At 56.3% G+C, this 17,999-nt stretch carries 15 protein-coding genes; 7 read left to right on the top strand and 8 right to left on the bottom strand.

Features of this window, described 5'->3' with window-relative positions:
• Positions 1–77: 77 nt before the first annotated feature.
• Entirely contained in the window at positions 78–680 is a 603-nt protein-coding gene (locus tag ACP0GE_RS02990) for a helix-turn-helix domain-containing protein (protein WP_424830517.1), read from the bottom strand.
• A gap of 253 nt (positions 681–933) precedes the next feature.
• Between ACP0GE_RS02990 and ACP0GE_RS02985 the strand changes: the two genes are divergently transcribed.
• A complete protein-coding gene (locus tag ACP0GE_RS02985) occupies positions 934–1,695 on the top strand; it encodes a DUF3299 domain-containing protein (RefSeq protein WP_424830516.1) in 762 nt (253 codons plus the stop codon).
• Between the two features lie 157 nt (positions 1,696–1,852).
• Positions 1,853–4,204, top strand: a complete 2,352-nt coding sequence (locus tag ACP0GE_RS02980) for a fatty acid cis/trans isomerase (RefSeq protein WP_424830515.1) — start codon at positions 1,853–1,855, stop codon at positions 4,202–4,204.
• Here the strand turns inward: ACP0GE_RS02980 and ACP0GE_RS02975 are convergent.
• Positions 4,185–5,753 (bottom strand): sulfatase-like hydrolase/transferase, encoded by a 1,569-nt coding sequence (locus ACP0GE_RS02975; protein WP_424830514.1) that lies wholly within the window; start codon positions 5,751–5,753, stop codon positions 4,185–4,187. The genes ACP0GE_RS02980 and ACP0GE_RS02975 overlap by 20 nt on opposite strands.
• Before the next feature lie 250 nt (positions 5,754–6,003).
• On the opposite strand from ACP0GE_RS02975, the gene ACP0GE_RS02970 reads away from it, so the two are divergent.
• Positions 6,004–7,701, top strand: a complete 1,698-nt coding sequence (locus ACP0GE_RS02970) for a Na/Pi cotransporter family protein (RefSeq protein WP_424830513.1) — start codon at positions 6,004–6,006, stop codon at positions 7,699–7,701.
• A 140-nt stretch (positions 7,702–7,841) separates the two neighbouring features.
• Positions 7,842–8,684: a DeoR/GlpR family DNA-binding transcription regulator gene (locus tag ACP0GE_RS02965; RefSeq protein ID WP_424830512.1), complete on the top strand. Its 843-nt coding sequence runs from the start codon at positions 7,842–7,844 to the stop codon at positions 8,682–8,684.
• 16 nt (positions 8,685–8,700) lie between these two features.
• Here the strand turns inward: ACP0GE_RS02965 and nadC are convergent, their stop codons facing one another.
• The 6 genes from nadC to ACP0GE_RS02935 all read right to left on the bottom strand — a co-directional run bounded on the left by nadC (position 8,701) and on the right by ACP0GE_RS02935 (position 14,375).
• Positions 8,701–9,549: a carboxylating nicotinate-nucleotide diphosphorylase gene (gene nadC, locus ACP0GE_RS02960; RefSeq protein WP_424830511.1), complete on the bottom strand. Its 849-nt coding sequence runs from the start codon at positions 9,547–9,549 to the stop codon at positions 8,701–8,703.
• On the bottom strand, positions 9,546–11,111 hold the full coding sequence (locus ACP0GE_RS02955) for an L-aspartate oxidase (RefSeq protein WP_424830510.1): 1,566 nt from the start codon (positions 11,109–11,111) through the stop codon (positions 9,546–9,548). Before ACP0GE_RS02955 ends, nadC begins: the two co-directional genes overlap by 4 nt.
• Positions 11,112–11,119: 8 nt before the next feature.
• Positions 11,120–12,172 (bottom strand): quinolinate synthase NadA, encoded by a 1,053-nt coding sequence (nadA, locus tag ACP0GE_RS02950; RefSeq protein ID WP_424830509.1) that lies wholly within the window; start codon positions 12,170–12,172, stop codon positions 11,120–11,122.
• A 144-nt stretch (positions 12,173–12,316) separates the two neighbouring features.
• On the bottom strand, positions 12,317–13,114 hold the full coding sequence (locus ACP0GE_RS02945) for an iron chelate uptake ABC transporter family permease subunit (protein WP_424830508.1): 798 nt from the start codon (positions 13,112–13,114) through the stop codon (positions 12,317–12,319).
• Complete coding sequence (locus ACP0GE_RS02940; RefSeq protein ID WP_424830507.1) at positions 13,114–13,860, bottom strand: ATP-binding cassette domain-containing protein; 747 nt, start codon at positions 13,858–13,860, stop codon at positions 13,114–13,116. Before ACP0GE_RS02940 ends, ACP0GE_RS02945 begins: the two co-directional genes overlap by 1 nt.
• Positions 13,861–13,862: 2 nt before the next feature.
• Positions 13,863–14,375 (bottom strand): transcriptional repressor, encoded by a 513-nt coding sequence (locus tag ACP0GE_RS02935; protein ID WP_424830506.1) that lies wholly within the window; start codon positions 14,373–14,375, stop codon positions 13,863–13,865.
• Positions 14,376–14,431: 56 nt separating this feature from the next.
• Between ACP0GE_RS02935 and ACP0GE_RS02930 the strand changes: the two genes are divergently transcribed.
• The 3 genes from ACP0GE_RS02930 (at position 14,432) to ACP0GE_RS02920 (ending at position 17,994) form a co-directional block, all read left to right on the top strand.
• The gene (locus ACP0GE_RS02930) at positions 14,432–15,577 is read left to right on the top strand and encodes a zinc ABC transporter substrate-binding protein (protein ID WP_424830505.1); all 1,146 of its coding nucleotides are present in this window, start codon (positions 14,432–14,434) and stop codon (positions 15,575–15,577) included.
• Positions 15,578–16,154: 577 nt separating this feature from the next.
• Complete coding sequence (locus ACP0GE_RS02925; RefSeq protein WP_424830504.1) at positions 16,155–17,174, top strand: TRAP transporter substrate-binding protein; 1,020 nt, start codon at positions 16,155–16,157, stop codon at positions 17,172–17,174.
• Positions 17,175–17,310: 136 nt separating this feature from the next.
• Positions 17,311–17,994 carry a TetR/AcrR family transcriptional regulator gene (locus ACP0GE_RS02920; protein WP_424830503.1) on the top strand — a complete coding sequence of 228 codons (684 nt, stop codon included), beginning with the start codon at positions 17,311–17,313 and terminating at the stop codon, positions 17,992–17,994.
• Positions 17,995–17,999: the final 5 nt, after the last annotated feature.

Genomic DNA, 17,999 nt, shown 5'->3' with positions numbered 1-17,999 from the left:
TTGTACGAGAGGAAGAATAAGCGATTCTTGGCAATACTAAAGTTATTTTTAGTATTGTAAGAATTTTTTTTACCGAACTACTTGGTCCTGGCCGAGTCACTTATGGGCGAAGTTGTTACCCATAGTTCGACGGCTTCGGTCTCGCCCAGCACAATCGAGTAGTGAAGCGTAGACGTATCGTGATGAATGACGTCCCCGGGTGAGATCGTATAAACCTGATCGCCCAGATGATATTCCAACTGTCCAGACAGCAGGTAACAGAACGCCTCGCCCGTATGACACATCCGTTCGGACACATGTCCGGGGGGGCGATGCACGATCTGGGGATGAAACAAAGCTCCGGCAAAACCCGGGCCCAGTTTCTCATAAAATCGCCCGCGCGTGCCTAGTGAATATGTCTGCCTGCTGTCCTTTGCAACATATTGAGAGAACACCTCGGGCACGCTCAGCAGCTGTTCGACGCTGGTTTGCAACGCCGCGGCAATCGCCATCAAAGACGTCAGTGACGGAGAGCTAAGCCCGCGTTCCACCTGAGACAGAAACCCTGTGGTCAACTCGGCAGATTTGGCCACCTGTTCCAGGGTCTTCCCCATCGCTTTGCGACGCCGACGTATGGCCTGCCCCAGCTCGGTCGGCTTACCTTTTTGTTTGGATTTGGTACGCTCGGTCGGGGCTTGCATACGGGTCTCCTGCGGTTCAGATGGTGCACGCCATTGAACAGAATTATTGCCGGAAGATCAAAATTTATTTTAGTAGGACTAAAATTTCCGGCAGCAGGATGATTGGAAAAGGTCTACCGAAGACGCAAAAACGTACCTTCAATCAATACCAATATCCCCATAATTGACAGTAATCTAGCCGAGATTTTTTAGTTTTGGCTGCGGTTGATGAGTGATTTGATGTAAGAGGTATACGTTCGGAAAAGGTTTGTTCATGCGGAAGTCAGTTTTGGTTCTGACAGTTTTGGCATTGGCCTGTGTCTGTCCCGTCGCTGTTCTGGCGGGTTTGAAGATTGATTGGTCGAACCTTCCTGACCCTTCGGCGCAAACCTTCGAAGACCCCTATCGCGACCTAAGCGCAGAGCAGCTTGACGATGTTCTGTTCGTTATTCGATTGCGCGGTAGATTGCAGCAGAGCCATGGCAGTGAAAAGGAACGCCAGAAATGGCATGCACTTCTAAACGCCACCGAGGAGGCGTTGGCCACCGACAAGATCGACGTGGACTGGTTGCTGTCCCAGCGCGAGACCGTGATTGAACGCAGAACTCTGGCGGGAACCGAGGGCAACCCAAAGTATGATGGGCAGACCATCACGATAGCCGGTTTTGCGATCCCCGCACCACCTGACGCTGACGGCCAATCCGTGGCCTACCTTGTGCCCGAACCGGGCATGTGCAGTCATATGCCGCCGCCTCCGCCAAACCAAATGATCCGCGTGCGGCTGCAAAACCACTGGACACCGTCTTATTTCCACGAACCAGTTCGGTTGACAGGCGTGTTGTCCATTGACCCTTCCGATCATCGAATGATGGTGATCGATGGCGTTGTACCAATGCACGCTACATTCCTGCTGGAAGCCAGCACAGTTGAAGCCTTGGAAACCGACGGGGATCAACTGGAATGGAATGAAAGCATCGTGAACCGTTTCCATGCCGCAGATCGGCGCAAAACCGGCGGGTCGGCTTCATCCGATTGATGGGTGTCTGTCCGAATACCCGACGTCTTGCGTCAGGGGTAAGGATTCCGGGATGTTTTCCCGTCGAGTCGGCTTGTGAAGGGATTGCAACCGCAGCGTTATGTGGTCAGGCTTTTCCCAAAGGTTGGTCGGAGATTTTATTGGTGAGGAGGCAAAAATGCTGAACGCTGGACCAATTGAACGCTGGATATTTCGGCTTGGTATCGCGCTGGCCGTCTTTGTTTTCATTGGCATCTCAAAAGTCAGCGCACAGTCGTCCGATGCACAATCTGTTGAAGATTGGGCGGACGTTCAGTCGATCCTCGACCATCGCTGCGTCGTTTGCCACAGCTGTTATGACGCCCCCTGCCAGTTAAAGCTGACCTCGCCGGACGGCCTGTTGCGGGGTGGTAGCAAGCTGGCTGTCTATCACACGGAACGGCTGAGGGATGCACCACCAACACGCCTTGGGGTCGACGCCCAGACGGTTCCCGAGTGGCGGGCGCTTGGGTTTCATTCGGTCACCGAACCTCAGCAGGCGGGGTCGGTGCTCGAGCGGTATCTGGCGCTTGGCCGAAAAGCCACGTTGCCAGAAGATCAACCGCTGCCGGAAGCACTGGATCTTAAACTGGATCGAAAACTGGTCTGCCCGTCTGCGGACGAGTTCGACTCGTTTGAGGACAGCCACCCGCTGGCTGGAATGCCCTATGCCACCGCACCTTTGGATCCTCAGGAGTTTCAGGCTCTGCAATCCTGGGTCAATGCGGGCACGCCGGCATTCACATCGCCTGTCGATATCCCTGATGAAATCGCCGCGCAAGTCTCAGCGTGGGAGGATTTTCTGAATGCTACTGACCCGCGAAACCAGCTGACAAGCAGATACCTTTTCGAGCATCTGTTCCTCGCACGGCTTCACTTTTCGGGCGATGACCCAAGGCGGTTTTTCCAATTGGTGCGTTCCTCAACCCCGTCCGGTGTTGACATTGAAGTCATTGCGACCCGCCGTCCGCTCGACGACCCGGGCTACGAATTGTTCTACTATCGGCTTCAGCCGGTACGCGAAACGATCGTGCACAAGGAACATCTTGTTTACACGATCGGACCGGACCGTATGGCGCGATACACAGAGCTGTTTCTGGATGCCGAGTGGAGCGTTGCGGACCTGCCCCCCTATGGTGTTGCCGATGGTGGCAACCCATTCAGTACTTTCGCGGCGATCCCTGCGCGCAGCCGCTATCAGTTCCTGCTGGACGATGCCCTGTTTTTCGTTCGCAGCTTCATCCGAGGTCCGGTGTGCCATGGGGAAACCGCCGTTGATGTGATCGAAGATCGGTTCTGGGTCAGCTTTCTGGACCCTGATGCCGATTTGTCGGTCACCGACCCTGCCTTTTTGCGTGATGGCGCATCGGTGCTTGAGTTGCCGGTTGCAGATGTCGATCACGGCACGTTGGGCGATTTGCAAGGGTTTTCACACCACAATAAAGCCAAATATCTGGAGTTCCGGGACGCCCGATATCAGGCCAGCTCTGCCCATGAAACAGGCTTTGACTATGGTGCAATCTGGGATGGCGAAGGCACAAACCCCAATGCGCTGATCACTGTTTTCCGGCATTTCGACAATGCCTCGGCCACGACCGGGTTTCACGGAGGTATTCCCGAGACCGCCTGGGTCATCGATTTCCCGATTTTCGAGCGGATTTATTATAACCTCGTTGCCGGATATGACGTGTTCGGGCGGGTCGAACATCAGCTTGCGACGCGGCTGTATATGGACGAGTTGAGGATGGAGAGCGAAGACCTGTTTTTGACCTTCATGCCCCGAAACCTCAGGGCCGGAATGCATGAAGAATGGTATCAGGGTATTTTGGCTGAAATCCACACATACTGGCATCAGCGTCGCATTGACGACAGCTTTCCAACTGGCGCTCACTTTGAAACGGATGCACCAAAACAGGAGTTCCTTCTGGCGCTTCTTGACCGCGGTCAAGGTCTGTGGCCCACCGTGGACCCGATCAACCGATGCCTGAATGACAGCTGCCTGCAAGGTCACGGGGATGCGACCGTTACAACTCTTCGTAACCTCGCAAACCAGCCCGGCCCGTGGGTTAAATTCCTGCCAGACCTTTCTCTATTGCTGGTTGAACAGAGCGACGGCGACGCCGAAATTTTCACGATCACCCATGACAAGGCGCACTACAACATAGCTTTCTTGTTCCATGAAGCTGCCCGTCGCAATCCCGAGGCGGACGTACTCTCGATCTTTCCGGGGCTGTTCGCAAGCTATCCGAACTTTATCTTCAAGGTGCAGCAAGATCAGCTCAACAGTTTTGTTGATGCGCTAAAGTTGATCCGGACCCAAAGTGATTGGATGTCCTTCGTTGCGGATTACGGTGTGCGTAGGACCAGCCCTGACTTCTGGTCGGATAGCGACCGAATTCATGCCCTCTTTACCCAGCAAGATCCCGTTCAGGCGGGGATTTTGGATCTCAACCGGTACAACGACCCAAAAGCTACTGATGACCCGACCTGAAACCGGGCCGCAATTCTTTATGTGAGGCCGGATGGCGCGGGCCTTCGGGTGTGATCATCCAGTTGGAAAGCGTCTTGTCCATGTGGCGCATGCGGTGGCGCAGTATTTCTCGGGTCAACTGAGCCAATGTTGCTGCGTATTCTGGACGAGCGGCAACATTTTCGAACTCACCTTTCCCAGAGCTATCAAACAACAGCGGTGGAAGATCAGCAGCAAACTCGACCAAGGTGAACCGGTCATTCCGCAAGATGCTCAGACAGCTATCGGCCAAATCGGTGCCCAAATCGCGCTGCCATTGGGTTGGCTCTAGCGGATGGGCGAAATCCAGCTCTGAGAATGAGTATTCTCGCCAATCCGTTGGGGTTTCCCCGCGCAGGAAGGGCAGTAAGGACCGGCCGTTCATCGCGTCAGGTATGGCCTGCCCAACCCAATCGAGAATTGTGGGCGTGACGTCGATGGACTCTGTCGGCGCGGTGATCCGCTTGCCGGACTCCCCGCCAGGCATGCAGATGATCAGTGGGGTGTGATAAGCCGCATCGAAGATCGACATTTTGCCCCAGCAATGACGATCCCCCAGCATTTCCCCATGATCCGAGGTCACCACCAAAAGTGTGTTGCCATACTGACCGGTTTCTTTCAGAAACTGCACAACGCGGCCAACGTGATGGTCCACCTCGGTCGCCAGGCCCAGATAGATCGCACGCAGCGCACGCACGGCCTTTTCGGTCGGCTCCAGCTCTGGAAACCCTTCGACGAAGCTCGCGATCCGGTTACTTGCGCGAGCTGCCGCCAGAAAGCTGTGGACCGCGTCTTCATCCTTGGGTGTGCCCAGGCATTTCGGCAGGGGCAGAGCATCCGGATCATACATCCGATTATAGGGAGCGGGGGCAACCAACGGTGGGTGTGGACGCAGATAGGTCAAGTGGGCAAACCACCCCTGCCCCGCATCGGCGTAAGCGGGCATAGTTTCAAGGAAACGATCCGTCAGAAAGGCGGTGTCGCTATCTTCGGCCCTATATAGTGCCGGATCGTTCAAGGCGGGGGCACCTCCATCTGGCGCGACCGGCTTGAACACATCGAAATAAGTGTCGAATCTGTAACCCCGGTTCTTCAGATGCGACCGCCACGGGAAAGACATCTCCATCCGCATCTCAACCATTTCCTGGAAGCCAGGCATATGGAATTCATAGGATTTGAGGGCTGGGTCATTTTCATCAAATACGCGGGGGTCTTGTGCTGTATCCGTGTACCCAAACAGCATCGGCAAATACCCTGCTTTGCGCATTTCACTGGCAATCGAAGGCGTATCGTGGCGCAGCGGCGTGCCATTGCGCACCGAGCGGTGGTTCATCGAATATTGCCCGGTCAACAATGACGCGCGCGACGGGCCGCAAGGATTGGTGACCGAAAAATGCCGAGTGAAGGTAACGCTGTCATTCATCAAGGCGCGTAAGTTGGGCAGATCCACGTGGTCTGCCAAGCTTCCGAACAAACAGTCCGCACGTAGCTGATCAATTATGATAAATAGAACGTTTTGCCTATCATTCATCGTATGCCGCTCCTGACCGCGGGGCTGTGACCTTTTCTTTGAAGCTGCCTGCCATTTCGGCTGAATCGTTACAACTGATCCCTATAGGAAAAGCGTGACAACTCAGAAATATCCACAAAAAAACACATAGTGAAATATATTTGACCGCTTTATCTTGCTAATGTTGGTTTTAGCGCGATTATGTCGGGATGATTTTGGAACATGAAGTGCCCATGCTGCAAGGCCGGGCGACTGGTGCAAGGGGGGATTCATGGCAATTGTCAGTTTTCTCATAAGTCTGGCGGGGGCGACAATGCTGCTGCTTTATGCAGTTCGCATGGTGCGCACCGGGATTGAACGCAGCTATGGCGCCTCGTTTCAACGGATCATGACGCGGCAGCACAGCTATGCGCAGGCCAGCCTTGTGGGTCTGGTGATGGCGATGGTTTTGCAAAGTTCGGCGGCAGTTGCGTTGCTGACATCGGGCTTTGCCGCCGGAGGGTTGCTGAGCTTTCCCGCCGGGCTGGCCATTGTGTTGGGCGGAGACCTGGGTTCGGCCCTGATCATTCAGATCCTGTCGTTCAAACTGGATTGGCTGGTGCCGATGCTTCTGGCCATCGGCGGCTACCTGTTCGTCAAGGCCGAGGCCAAGAAACCCCGCCAGATGGGGCGCATCCTGATGGGCATCGCCTTTATTCTTATATCATTACGGTTTCTGCGTGAGGCGATGGACCCGATCCGCGGCAGCGCCTTCTTGCCCGCAATCGCCGATTATCTCGCGCAGGATTATATCACCGCCTTTTTGGTGGGCGGGGCTTTGGCGTTTGTGATGCATTCTTCTGTGGCGGCAATCCTTATGTGTGTGACGCTGGTGCAAATCGGGGCCATCCCATTTGCTGCGGGACTATCCTTGGTGTTAGGCGCAAACTTCGGATCGGCCTTCATTCCGGTCTGGCTGACGCGCGGTATGGATATTACGGCACGGCGCATACCCTTCGCCAACCTTGCTCTGCGCGGCACATGGGCCGTGGTTACTCTATTCGCCGCAAATCTGGCCCTGCGGTCTGGCGTTTTGGGTGACTTGCAGGGTGGACAGATGCTGGTCAATGCGCATCTGGCCTTTAACGCAACGCTTTTGGTTCTGGCCCTGCCCTTCTGTGGTCGCCTGAACGCCTTGTTTGAGCGGTTGCTGCCGGAACCTCAGAGTTCCGAAGCTCATGCTCTGCCAGGTCGCCCCCTCAGCGCGTTGGACACAAGCCTGATCGGCACACCTGCGCAGGCGCTATCCAGCCTCAAGCGCGAGTTGCTGCGGATGAGTGATCTGATCGATGCCATGTTCCGGCCCACGTTGGAACTGTACCGATCAGGCGACAAAGAACAGATCCGCGCCGTACGCGATATGGATGACGAAGTGAACGAGTGTTTGTCCGGCATCCGTAGCTTTGTTGCGGCAATTCCGGCGGACGCGTTCGGCAAAGAGAACGCCAAAGTCGCGCGCGACCTGATGGAGTACGCAATCCGGCTCGAGACCGCCGGTGACGTGGTGGCCAAGCGCCTGACCGTTTTGGCCAGCGACATGCGCAAGAAAGGAGCCTCATTCTCGAAAGACGGGTGGGCTGAACTGGTTGAGATGCATGAGAGTATTCTGGCCAATCTCAAACTCGCCTCAAATGTGTTGATTTCTGACGATCTGGAAAGCGCCCGCCTGCTGAGCCTGGAAAAGACCGAGATCAAGCGGGCCGAGAGGGATAGCCGTAAACGGCATCTCAGGCGATTGCAGCATGGCAAAACTGAAAGCTTTGAGACCAGCGACATCCATCTGGAAACATTGCGGGCGTTCCGGGAATTCAACAGCCACATAGCGGCAGTGGCCTATCCCATCCTCTATCGCAACGGACAATTGCTAGAGACGCGCCTAATCGAAGACATGCCCAGGATTGGTGAACAACATACGGCCGAAACGAAATAGAGTGCGTTAGGTGGATTTTTTGTCCGCCAACCGCGCCAAATTACGGGATTTCTGATGAATCTTTGGCAGCGTTCGCAAAACTGTCACAAAACTATTACGTTTTTGTGGGTTTACGGGTGGCACCAAGACGGAATTCCGAAATGAGCGACGACAGCAGCAACATCCCTCACCGCGGGCGCGAATTACTGGACGTTCTGGCGCGTTTGGGTGGATCGGCCCGTAACACGCAAATCGCGCAGGTTATGGACGTGTCGGAAGAAACGGTCCGGCGTCTGGTCAAAGCGCTGGCGCGTGAAAGCATGGTTGAGCGGGTACACGGCGGCACCTACCTTTCGCGCGCGCAGGACACACCGATGTTTTCGGGCGCGCTGGAACACAACGCTGCCGAGAAGACGCAGATCGCCAAGCAGGTCCGCCGGATACTGGATGATGACATGGTGTTGTTCATTACCGTGGGCTCGACAATGACTCATGTGGCAGAGCAGCTGCGCGATCTGCATAACCTGACCGTTGTCAGCAACTCTCTGTCCGTGGTTGCGTCACTGGCCGACCACAACGGCACCCGCGCTATTCTGGCTGGGGGTGAGGTGATCCGGGCCGAACGTGGCAGTTTTGGCCGTGCAGCAGAAGCGCTTGCAGTTCAATACAGCTATGACGCGGTAATCTGCGGGGCCGATGCGTTGTCTTTGGCCGGTGGCGTTCTTGCCTCAAACCCGCTGGAGGCTGAACTGACACGCGCGGTGCGCAACAACACCAAACGCATGATTGTGGCTACGGATCATACGAAATTTGGTGAGCGGGCGGCCAATGTGGCCTGCCGGTTCGATCAGGTGACCGATCTGGTGCTTGATGCGCCCCCGCCGGACACATTTCTTCCCACGTTGAAAAAGGCCGGAATGACCGTGCATGTCGCCACACAACGGAGCGGTAAGAAACATAAAGGTTCGGGCAAACAATCCGGGCATAAATCCAAAAAGGATTGAACTAACCGCTGCGCGATCAGAAATCCAAACCCAGATCGATTGTCCGATAAGAATGGGTCAGCGCACCGGAAGAGATATAGTCGACACCCGTCGCGGCAATGGCCGCCACGGTTTCGCAGGTAACGTTGCCCGAAGCCTCAGTCACCAAACGGCCATCAACCATTGCCACCGCTTCAGACAGCATATCCGGTGACATATTGTCCAGCAGCACCACGTCAGCGCCGCCGACCTCAAGCACCTCGGTCAACTGATCCAGCCGGTCGACTTCAATCTCAACCTTCATCATGTGTGAGGCCCGGGCTTTTGTGGCTTCAAGCACCGCACGCACACCTCCGGCGGCGGCAATGTGATTGTCTTTGATCAGGATCGCATCGGACAGAGAGAACCTGTGATTAAACCCGCCACCGTGCAGCACCGCCTGCTTTTCGACAATGCGCAGCCCGGGCGTGGTTTTGCGGGTACAGGTGATGCGGGCCCTGGTTCCAGCCGTTTCTGCCACTAATCCCGCCGTCGCGGTCGCCACCCCGCTCAGACGCCCTGCGAAATTCAACGCGACCCGTTCGCCTGACAGGATCGAGGCTGCGCTGCCCCTGATCTCCATCAACGTATCACCCTTTGCGCAGCGCTGCCCATCATACAGGTGTGAAGTGATTTGAAGTGTCGGATCCACCAGTTTGAAAGCCAGTTGAGCCACCTGCAGACCGGACACCACAGCCTCTTCACGCGCGTTCAGCTTCGCGCAATAGGTGGTATCCGTGGGGACAACGGTCAGCGTAGTTACATCCCCATTGGATCCCAGATCCTCCATCAGCGCTGATCGAACCAAAGGTTCAAGGATCAGGTTGGGCAATGCAGATACACTCATGTAAGTTCCTTTGCGACAGCCTTCCGCAGTTCCAACGCTTCGACCAGCGTCATGCTCGAACGCAGGCCAGGGCCGGGGGTGGCTAGTGGAAAGTCGGATCGGTAATGCGCGCCGCGGCTTTCTTTGCGGTCAAGCGCTGCGGCTGCAATCAGAGTAGCGGTCGCGGCCATGTTGAGGAAGGTTGCAGAACCAGCATTATCGGCTTCCAGTCGCGCGATTTCTGTCAGGGCGTAACACAACCCGGCATGGTCCCGGACTACGCCTACATTATCTGTCATGGTCCGCCGCAACGCGGCCACAGCATTTGCATCGGCTGTCGAACCGCCTGTGTTCAAACAGATTTCTATCTTTGGAGCGTCGGTCTGAGGGATCGCGCCAGCAATATCGCGAGCGCACGCGCGGGCAAAAACCAGCGCCTCCAGCAGCCCGTTTGACGCCAGCCGGTTGGCTCCGTGCAACCCGGTTGAGGCTGCCTCTCCGCAAACCCAAAGACCAGCCAATGAACTGCGCCCTGTCATGTCTGTTGCTACACCGCCCATATGATAGTGCGCGGACGCGACAACAGGGATGGGTTGCGACACCGGATCCACACCGTTGCGAACACAGGCCATTGTCACTGTCGGAAACTGAGATCCAATCTCGGCACCGATAGCTGTGCGCGTATCCAATGCAGGCCGTTGGTCTGCCTGTGTTTGCAGGTACACCGCGCGGGCAACCACATCGCGCGGGGCGAGTTCCGCATCCGGATGGATATCGGGCATGAACCGTCGGCCAGCTTTGTCGATCAGACTGGCACCTTCGCCGCGCAAGGCCTCGGTTGCCAGGGGTGTTGGATCCTCACCCACGTCAATGGCAGTGGGATGAAACTGCACAAACTCTGCATCAGCGATTTTGGCGCCGGCGCGGGCCGCCATGCCAATCCCCTGCCCCCGGATGCGAGCAGGATTTGTGGTCTGCGCGAAAAGACCAGCCGAGCCACCGGTCGCCAGAATATGGGCCGCCCCCTTTAGTAGAATTGGAGCGGCGTCTGGAGCATCGACCGAGGCCAGATGAACGCCGTCAACGCGGTGACCGTCACTGTTCAACCCAACGGCAATTGCTCCTTCGATAACCTGAATTGACGGAGTTTCGCGCAACGCGGCGATCAGCGCTCGCATGATCTCTGCACCAGCCTGATCCCCTTTGACTCGTACAACGCGCGCTGCGGAATGGGCTGCCTCGCGGGACTGGACAAATCCTCCGTCCTCGGTGCGATCAAAACCCGTTCCCAGATCGGACAGGTCCAATACATGACCGGGTGCTGCGCGTGTCACGAACTCAGCCACCTCGCGCAAGACCGACCCTGCCCCGGCGCGCATCGTGTCATCCGCATGGGAATCGGTACTGTCGGTTGGTGCCATGGCGGCAGCCACCCCACCCTGCGCCCAAACCGAACTGGCCCCAGAGCCCAAAGCTTCGGGAGAGATCATCACAACCGGGCGCGGGGCAAGTTTCAGCGCGGCGTAGACCGCCGCCAGGCCTGCGCCGATGATGACAACGCGAGGAGTGGTGACAGTACCCATCGTCTCCGTCAGATGCCCAACTGGCGCGACAGATCAATCATGCGCTGAACCGAAAGGCGGGCCTTGGCGGCAATATCGGCGTCCACTTCGACCTGACCCGTCATGGTATCCAACGAAAACAGCACCTTCTCCAGCGTAATCTTCTTCATGTAGGGGCACATATTGCAAGGTCCGACAAACTCGACCTCGGGCAACGCATCGGCGATATTCGAGGCCATCGAGCATTCGGTGATCAGCAGCGCCTTTTCCGGCTTTTCGTCAGTGACGTACTTGATGATCCCGCTGGTCGATCCCGAGAAGTCAGCCTCGGCCACCACATCAGGGGGGCATTCCGGGTGTGCGATCAGGCGCGTGCCCGGGTTCCATTCGCGGAAATCGCGCAGATCGGTGGCGCTGTATTGTTCATGAACGATGCACGAACCCTCCCACCAGACCACATTCTTTTGCGGCACATCGCGCGCCACATTCTGCGCAAGGTACTGATCCGGGGTCATGATAACTGTGTGACTGTCCTGCGCGGCCACGATCTGGGCCGCGTTCGACGAGGTGCAACAGATATCCGAGGCTGCTTTGACCTCTGCTGTGGTGTTCACATACGTAACCACAGGCGCGCCGGGGTAGCGACGGCGCATTTCTTCGATCCCTTCGGCGGTGATCGATTCCGCCAGCGAACAACCCGCCTCCATATCCGGCATCAGCACGGTCTTTTCCGGGCTAAGGATTTTGGACGTCTCGGCCATGAAATGCACGCCGCACTGCACGATCACATCCGCCTCAACCTCGGTCGCCTTGATCGCAAGTTGCAGGCTGTCGCCGCCGAAATCCGAAATGCCGTGATAAATCTCGGGCGTCATGTAGTTATGGCCCAGAATGACCGCGTTTCTTTCGGCCTTCAGGTCGTTGATTGCCTTCACATACGGCGCAAAGATTGCCCAATCCGCCGGGGACACGACCCGCGACATGCGATCGTAAATGTCGCTCATGCTTGCGGCAAGCTCGGGCGACGGGGTGAGGTCGTACTTTTCAGAGAGGTGCGCACGCTGCGCCGGTAGGTCGAACACGGGACTTTTTTCTGCCTGATGGAGTCGTAGCGCTTTAGATATGGGGTTTACTTCGAATTGACCACCACACATTCAAGAAGAATATTCCAAATTGCATCTCATTTCAGAATTTTTTACCTGAACCAGTATGGTAGCGCCCAACAGTTACGATCCACGCTGACTCTGCCATCCGATCAGGCTGAGACATGCGAAGAGAACGGCCGCCACACAAACAATCGACGGACCTGCTGGGGTGTCGAGCACGTAGGCGGCTCGCAGGCCTGCAACAGCTGAAATCGCGCCAATGGCTGCCGCGATCAGCGCCATAGACTCCGGCGATCTGGCCAGGCTGCGGGCTGCTGCTGCAGGAATGATCAGCAGTGCGGCGATCAGCAGTACCCCAACCACCTTGATCGCAACGGCGACCGTCACGGCCAAGGATAAGGTCAGAACCAATTGTTCTCGCTTTGGATCATACCCACTGGCATAGGCCAGTTCTTCGTTCAGCGTAGCGGTCAAAAGCTGTGACCAGCGCCACGCGATCAGCGCCACGACCAAAGCCGCCCCGCCCCAGATCACCAGCAGATCAGAACGTGAAACAGCCAGGATGTCCCCGAACAGATAGGCCATCAGGTCGATACGCACGCCTGACAGAAACGACACCGCAACAAGGCCGAAAGCCAGTGCGGAATGTGCCAGGACCCCCAGCAGGGTGTCCATCGCATAGCCGCGCCCTGCCAGAAACGTCACAGTTATAGCCATGGCCAAAGCAACCGCCAGCGCGCCGGTGAAAACGGATATCTGAAAGGTAAGCGAAAGGGCCACGCCAAGGATCGCAGCGTGTGCGGTCGCATCTCCGAAGTAAGCCATCCGCCGCCATACGACGAAACACCCTAACGGAGCAGCAGCAAACGCCACGCCGACACCTGCGAGCGTGGCTCGCGTCATGAAATCATCCAGCATTATTCCGCTGCTTCCTGAGAGTTTGAGCCGTGATCATGGTCGTGATGGTGATCGTGATCATGTCGATACAGCGCCAGCGCCCCACCCGTTCCGGTGCCAAACAGCGCCCGGTACTCCGGAGCCGAGGCCACAACAGCGGGTGATCCTTCACAGCAGACGTGCCCGTTCAGGCAGATCACCCGATCAGATGCGCTCATGACCACGTGAAGTTCGTGACTGATCATCAGCACCGCGCAGCCAGTTTCGCCACGCACCGCTTCGATTTGACGATAAAACGCAGCAGAGCCGGGCTGGTCGAGCCCTTGCGTTGCTTCGTCCAGCAATAGAATCTCGGGCCGATTGATCAGTGCTCGCGCCAGCAGCACGCGCTGAAACTGCCCGCCGGACAATTGGGACATCTGCCGTTTCAACAAGTCCGGGACACCCGCTGCTTCCAACGCGCGCGCACAGTCCTTGCGCGAAACGGGATGAGTAAGGCGCATGAAACGTTCAACCGAGATCGGCAGGGTCGGGTCGATATGCAGCTTTTGCGGGACATACCCGATCCTGAGCCCGGGTTTTAAAGCGATTTGGCCCACAGCAGGTTTGGTCGCCCCTATGATCGCTCGCAACAGACTTGTTTTGCCCGAACCATTCGGCCCGACAATTGTTACGATCTCACCCGGTTCAATAGCCATGTCGACATGACGCAAAACCGTGTTTGCGCCATAGCTGACGCTGACACCCTCGACAGCCACAAGAGTCATCTTCAGGCCTTTTCGCTGCAGTCGGGGCAGATACCTTCGGCCTCAACCACCGTTCGTTCGATCTCGAACCCAACGGATCGCGCGGCGGCCCCCAATGCACCTTTGGCTGGTGCAGATTGCGCCTCGGCCACGGCATCACACAGACGGCAGATCATGAAAGCCGGCGAATGCGCCGAGCCGGGATGTGCGCAGGCCACAAACGCATTCAGGCGCTCAATTTTGTGAACAAACCCGTTCGCGACCAAAAAATCGAGCGCACGATAAGCCACTGGTGGCTGCGAGCCATACCCGGCTTCGCGCAACCGATCGAGAATGGCGTATGCGCCAAGCGCGCGGTGTTCTTGCAGCAACATTTCAAAAACCTTGCGCCGAACAGGGGTCAGGCGCAGACCTTCGTCGCGGCATCGTGTTTCGGCCGCAGCAAGGGCCGATTCAACGCAGACTGCATGGTCATGTTTGTGGAACCCGACCGGAGCCGCCTCATCAGCGGGCACGGGGCTCGTTTCTCTTGTCATGTTATTTCATATCATATATGTGGCTCGCAATGTTATAAAATCACACAGAGAGTCCGATGTCCAGAAAGCTTCTACCTGTTTCGATCACTGCGGCGCTGATGGGGGGAACTGCACTTGCGGATGCCCCCAATGTGGCAGTCGACATAGCTCCCGTCCACTCTTTGGTTGCACGTGTCATGGATGGTGTTGGGGCGCCGAAACTGGTCATTCAGCCCGGCGCTTCTCCGCATGAATACAACCTGCGCCCGTCCGAAGCAGCAGCGCTGCAAGAGGCCGATATAGTGTTCTGGCTGGGCGAAGACCTGACCCCCTGGATGGAAGGTGCGATTGACACTCTGGCAGAAGGTGCAACTGTAACCACTCTTCTGGAAACAGACGGGACGGTTTTGCTGGACTTCCGCGAGAACGCTCTGTTCGAGGCTCATGGCCATGGTGATGACGATCATGAGGACCACGATGATCATGAGGATCACGCGGACCACGATGATCATGATCATGGCGATGAACACGCAGAAGAAGATGATCACGACCATGAACACGATGAGCACGCGCATGATGACGATCACGATGATGCCCACGATGAGCATGCACATGATGACGACCACGATCATGAAGAACATGCAGAACATGACCATGACGATCATGCGGATGAAGATGGCCATGACCATGATGACCATGCACACGCGCATGGAGAACATGACCCTCACGCCTGGTTGTCAGTGGATAATGCCAGCACATGGCTGAATGTGATCGCTGCGCAACTTTCCGCGGCTGATACTGATAATGCCGGAGCGTATTTTGCCAATGCCGCGGCAGCGCGCGCCGAGATGGACGCTTTGTCCGCCGAAGTGGCCGAGACCCTTGAACCGGTGCGCGGAGGCAGCTTTATCGTGTTCCACGATGCCTATCAGTATTTCGAGGACTCGTTCGACTTTCCTGCATCTGGGGCAATTTCACTCAGCGACGCGTCTGATCCCAGCCCAGCAAGGATTGCTGAGATACAAGGGCGCATTCGCGAAGAAGGCGTCGATTGCGTGCTGACCGAACCCCAGTTCAACCCGGGAATTGTCGATACCGTGCTGGATGGAACCGATGCTAATACAAGCGTGATTGACCCGCTTGGCGCGGATCTTGAGCCGGGATCGGATCTTTATCCGCAGCTTATTCGAAACATGGCAAAAAGCTTAGCGAGTTGCCTTTAAGTTCTATGCTTTGGCGGGGCTGTAGTGGTGATGGGTCGTCATGACCCGGTTATGAGTTAATTCGCCCAGCCGGCCCGAATGAGTGTTCTGGGGTGGAGTCCTCAAAACCGAGTTCGGGTGCAGATCAGGTGCCAAGTGCGGTTTGCGCTTGGCACCTGATTCCATTCGGGGCTTTGAAGCCTGTTTTCTTTCAGTAGTGAGAGCTTAGTCTCAAAGTAGTTTATTTTTCAGATGTTATTTGCGCGGCACTAGGGTCGAAAATACCTCGGAACGCAGCGTACGCTTCTGTGCGGTTTGCACTTACGAAGAATGTTAATCCCGACGCTTGGCCAATGTCGGGCAATCTTGGTCTTGTGCCGGATGAACGACCGCATATCCGACTGCTTTGCGGGCTGTTCTGACAAACCCAAAGTGCTTTGAAACCTACCAGATATGCAGCGCGGGCCTTTGCCGAAACCTGATATACACCGCGTGAATAAGCGACTTTCCAACTGCGTAATAATTAATTGTTCGATCTACCAATATTTGTGATATACTGCATCGCAGGCGTCACCGCCCAATCCAACAGGAAGGAACTATGATGAACTACAGAAACCTCATCCGCAGTATCTGCGCCCTGGCCGGGGCTGCTCTGATAGGCTCAGGAGCATCGGCGCAGGATACGGTAACCCTGAAAGTCGCCAGCTTTTCACCGCCAACAGGTCTGTTCAACTCAAAGGTACTTGTCCCGTTCCTGGATCAAGTGGTTGCAGACAGCGAAGGCACGCTGGAATACAAGTTCTTTCCCAGCGGCGCGTTGGGCCGCAGCCCCGTAGAGCAACTGAAACTGGTCACTGACGGCGTGGCTGACATGGCCTTTGTCATTCCATCCTATACACCTGGCGAACTTGACGCATATGGGGTCACCGAAATTCCAGGCGTCGCCGAAAACTCCAGCACGGCCAGTGTTGCCTTATGGCGCGCTTACGCAGACGGATTGCTGCCAAAGCCCGAAGGCGTCGTGGTTGTCGGGCTTGGCACCACTTTCCCGCAAACACTGCATTCGACCAAGCCCATAGGATCATTGAATGATCTCAACGGTATGAGAATTCGATCGGCCAGTGCGGCCCAGACCGAAGCCGTGAAGGCGTTGGGGGCGACGCCGATTTCAAACCTGCGCGCGCCGGAAGTCGCTGAAGGGTTGAGCCGCGGGACCGTCGACGCGGTCGCATTCGATTTCGCGGCAGGGTCGGCGTTTCGGTCGCACCAGGTTACACCATATTACCTTACCGATGTTACCTTTGGTGCATTCGCACTGATGCTGCCAATCAATGAAGCAACCTGGAACGCCTTACCGGATCCGGCCAAAGCGGCGTTCGAGAAACACATGGGCGAGAACTTTGCCCGCTTTAACGGAGAAACCTTTGATGCAGCAGAGATGGCGGATCGGCAAACACAGGAAGCCGAAGGCAAAACCTTTGTGAATCTGGATCAAGCAGAAATTGATAAGGCTGCCGATATATTCGAAGAAGCCCGGGTAAATTGGGGCGCGGCAAGTGCAGAGCAACAAGAAGTTCTGGACCATGTCATGAACACGCTTGGTACGCTTCAGCAATAAAACTGACAGCGGCGCCAGATACCGGATCACTCTGGTCTGGCGCCGCCCATCCGACCATGACGTATGAAGTTGCGGCAAGCCCCCCGTTGTGGCACATACATGTACCGAAATGCGGATCAGGGGACAGGGCTGGAAAGTGACTGCAAAACCAAAAAAACAGGCACCTACTTCCAAAAAACGCCCGGGCCGGCCAACCGCCAAAGCCTCTGCGGCGCGCCGTTCCACTTTTGTCGAACTTCTTGAGAATGCCCTGACCCTTTTTTCCTTGCGCGGGTATGATGGCGTTTCCACCACCGAGATCGCCAGAGACTCGGGCGTGGCGCAGTCCATGATCCACTATCATTTTGGATCGAAGCTGGACATCTGGAAGGCGGCGATCGAGCACAATATGAAGGAACGGGGGCGGCAGATGCAGCTAAACGCGCCTGAGTTGGTCGATCTAGATCCTTCCTCACGCCTTCGGGTTTTGATCCGAAAGTTCCTGATCGTAAGCGCACGGGACACGCGGTTCACCCGCCTTGTGATGATTGAAGGCGTATCGAAGGGCGAGAGGCTGGACTGGCTGTGCGACGAATTCCTGAGCGAAGGGTTCAAGGTTTTTGCCGATTGCATCGAGGCCGGCATCGCTCGGGGCCAGTTCCGGGACCAACCGGTTCATATTCTGGTCAATTTGATAATGTCGCTGTGCGCGCAACCGTTCTGCGCCCAGCCAACAATCATGAATCTGTTTAACGTGGACATGAACGACCCCGCAGAAATCAGTTCGATGCAGGATGCGGTCTGTAATCTGATTTTTGACGGCATTTGCGTGAAAGCCTGACCTAC

This window comes from Ruegeria sp., from assembly GCF_965243365.1.
Lineage (GTDB): Bacteria > Pseudomonadota > Alphaproteobacteria > Rhodobacterales > Rhodobacteraceae > Ruegeria.
The sequence above is the reverse complement of the archived record's forward strand: the minus strand, read 5'-3'. Positions and strand labels throughout refer to the sequence as shown.

What these genes read in the sequence shown, in the direction of transcription:
- ACP0GE_RS02990 (WP_424830517.1), bottom strand. Translation starts at nt 680, where the DNA reads ATGCAAGCCCCGACCGAGCGTACCAAATCCAAACAAAAAGGTAAGCCG.
- ACP0GE_RS02985 (WP_424830516.1), top strand. Translation starts at nt 934, where the DNA reads ATGCGGAAGTCAGTTTTGGTTCTGACAGTTTTGGCATTGGCCTGTGTC.
- ACP0GE_RS02980 (WP_424830515.1), top strand. Translation starts at nt 1,853, where the DNA reads ATGCTGAACGCTGGACCAATTGAACGCTGGATATTTCGGCTTGGTATC.
- ACP0GE_RS02975 (WP_424830514.1), bottom strand. Translation starts at nt 5,753, where the DNA reads ATGAATGATAGGCAAAACGTTCTATTTATCATAATTGATCAGCTACGT.
- ACP0GE_RS02970 (WP_424830513.1), top strand. Translation starts at nt 6,004, where the DNA reads ATGGCAATTGTCAGTTTTCTCATAAGTCTGGCGGGGGCGACAATGCTG.
- ACP0GE_RS02965 (WP_424830512.1), top strand. Translation starts at nt 7,842, where the DNA reads ATGAGCGACGACAGCAGCAACATCCCTCACCGCGGGCGCGAATTACTG.
- nadC (WP_424830511.1), bottom strand. Translation starts at nt 9,549, where the DNA reads ATGAGTGTATCTGCATTGCCCAACCTGATCCTTGAACCTTTGGTTCGA.
- ACP0GE_RS02955 (WP_424830510.1), bottom strand. Translation starts at nt 11,111, where the DNA reads ATGGGTACTGTCACCACTCCTCGCGTTGTCATCATCGGCGCAGGCCTG.
- ACP0GE_RS02945 (WP_424830508.1), bottom strand. Translation starts at nt 13,114, where the DNA reads ATGCTGGATGATTTCATGACGCGAGCCACGCTCGCAGGTGTCGGCGTG.
- ACP0GE_RS02940 (WP_424830507.1), bottom strand. Translation starts at nt 13,860, where the DNA reads ATGACTCTTGTGGCTGTCGAGGGTGTCAGCGTCAGCTATGGCGCAAAC.
- ACP0GE_RS02935 (WP_424830506.1), bottom strand. Translation starts at nt 14,375, where the DNA reads ATGACAAGAGAAACGAGCCCCGTGCCCGCTGATGAGGCGGCTCCGGTC.
- ACP0GE_RS02930 (WP_424830505.1), top strand. Translation starts at nt 14,432, where the DNA reads ATGTCCAGAAAGCTTCTACCTGTTTCGATCACTGCGGCGCTGATGGGG.
- ACP0GE_RS02925 (WP_424830504.1), top strand. Translation starts at nt 16,155, where the DNA reads ATGATGAACTACAGAAACCTCATCCGCAGTATCTGCGCCCTGGCCGGG.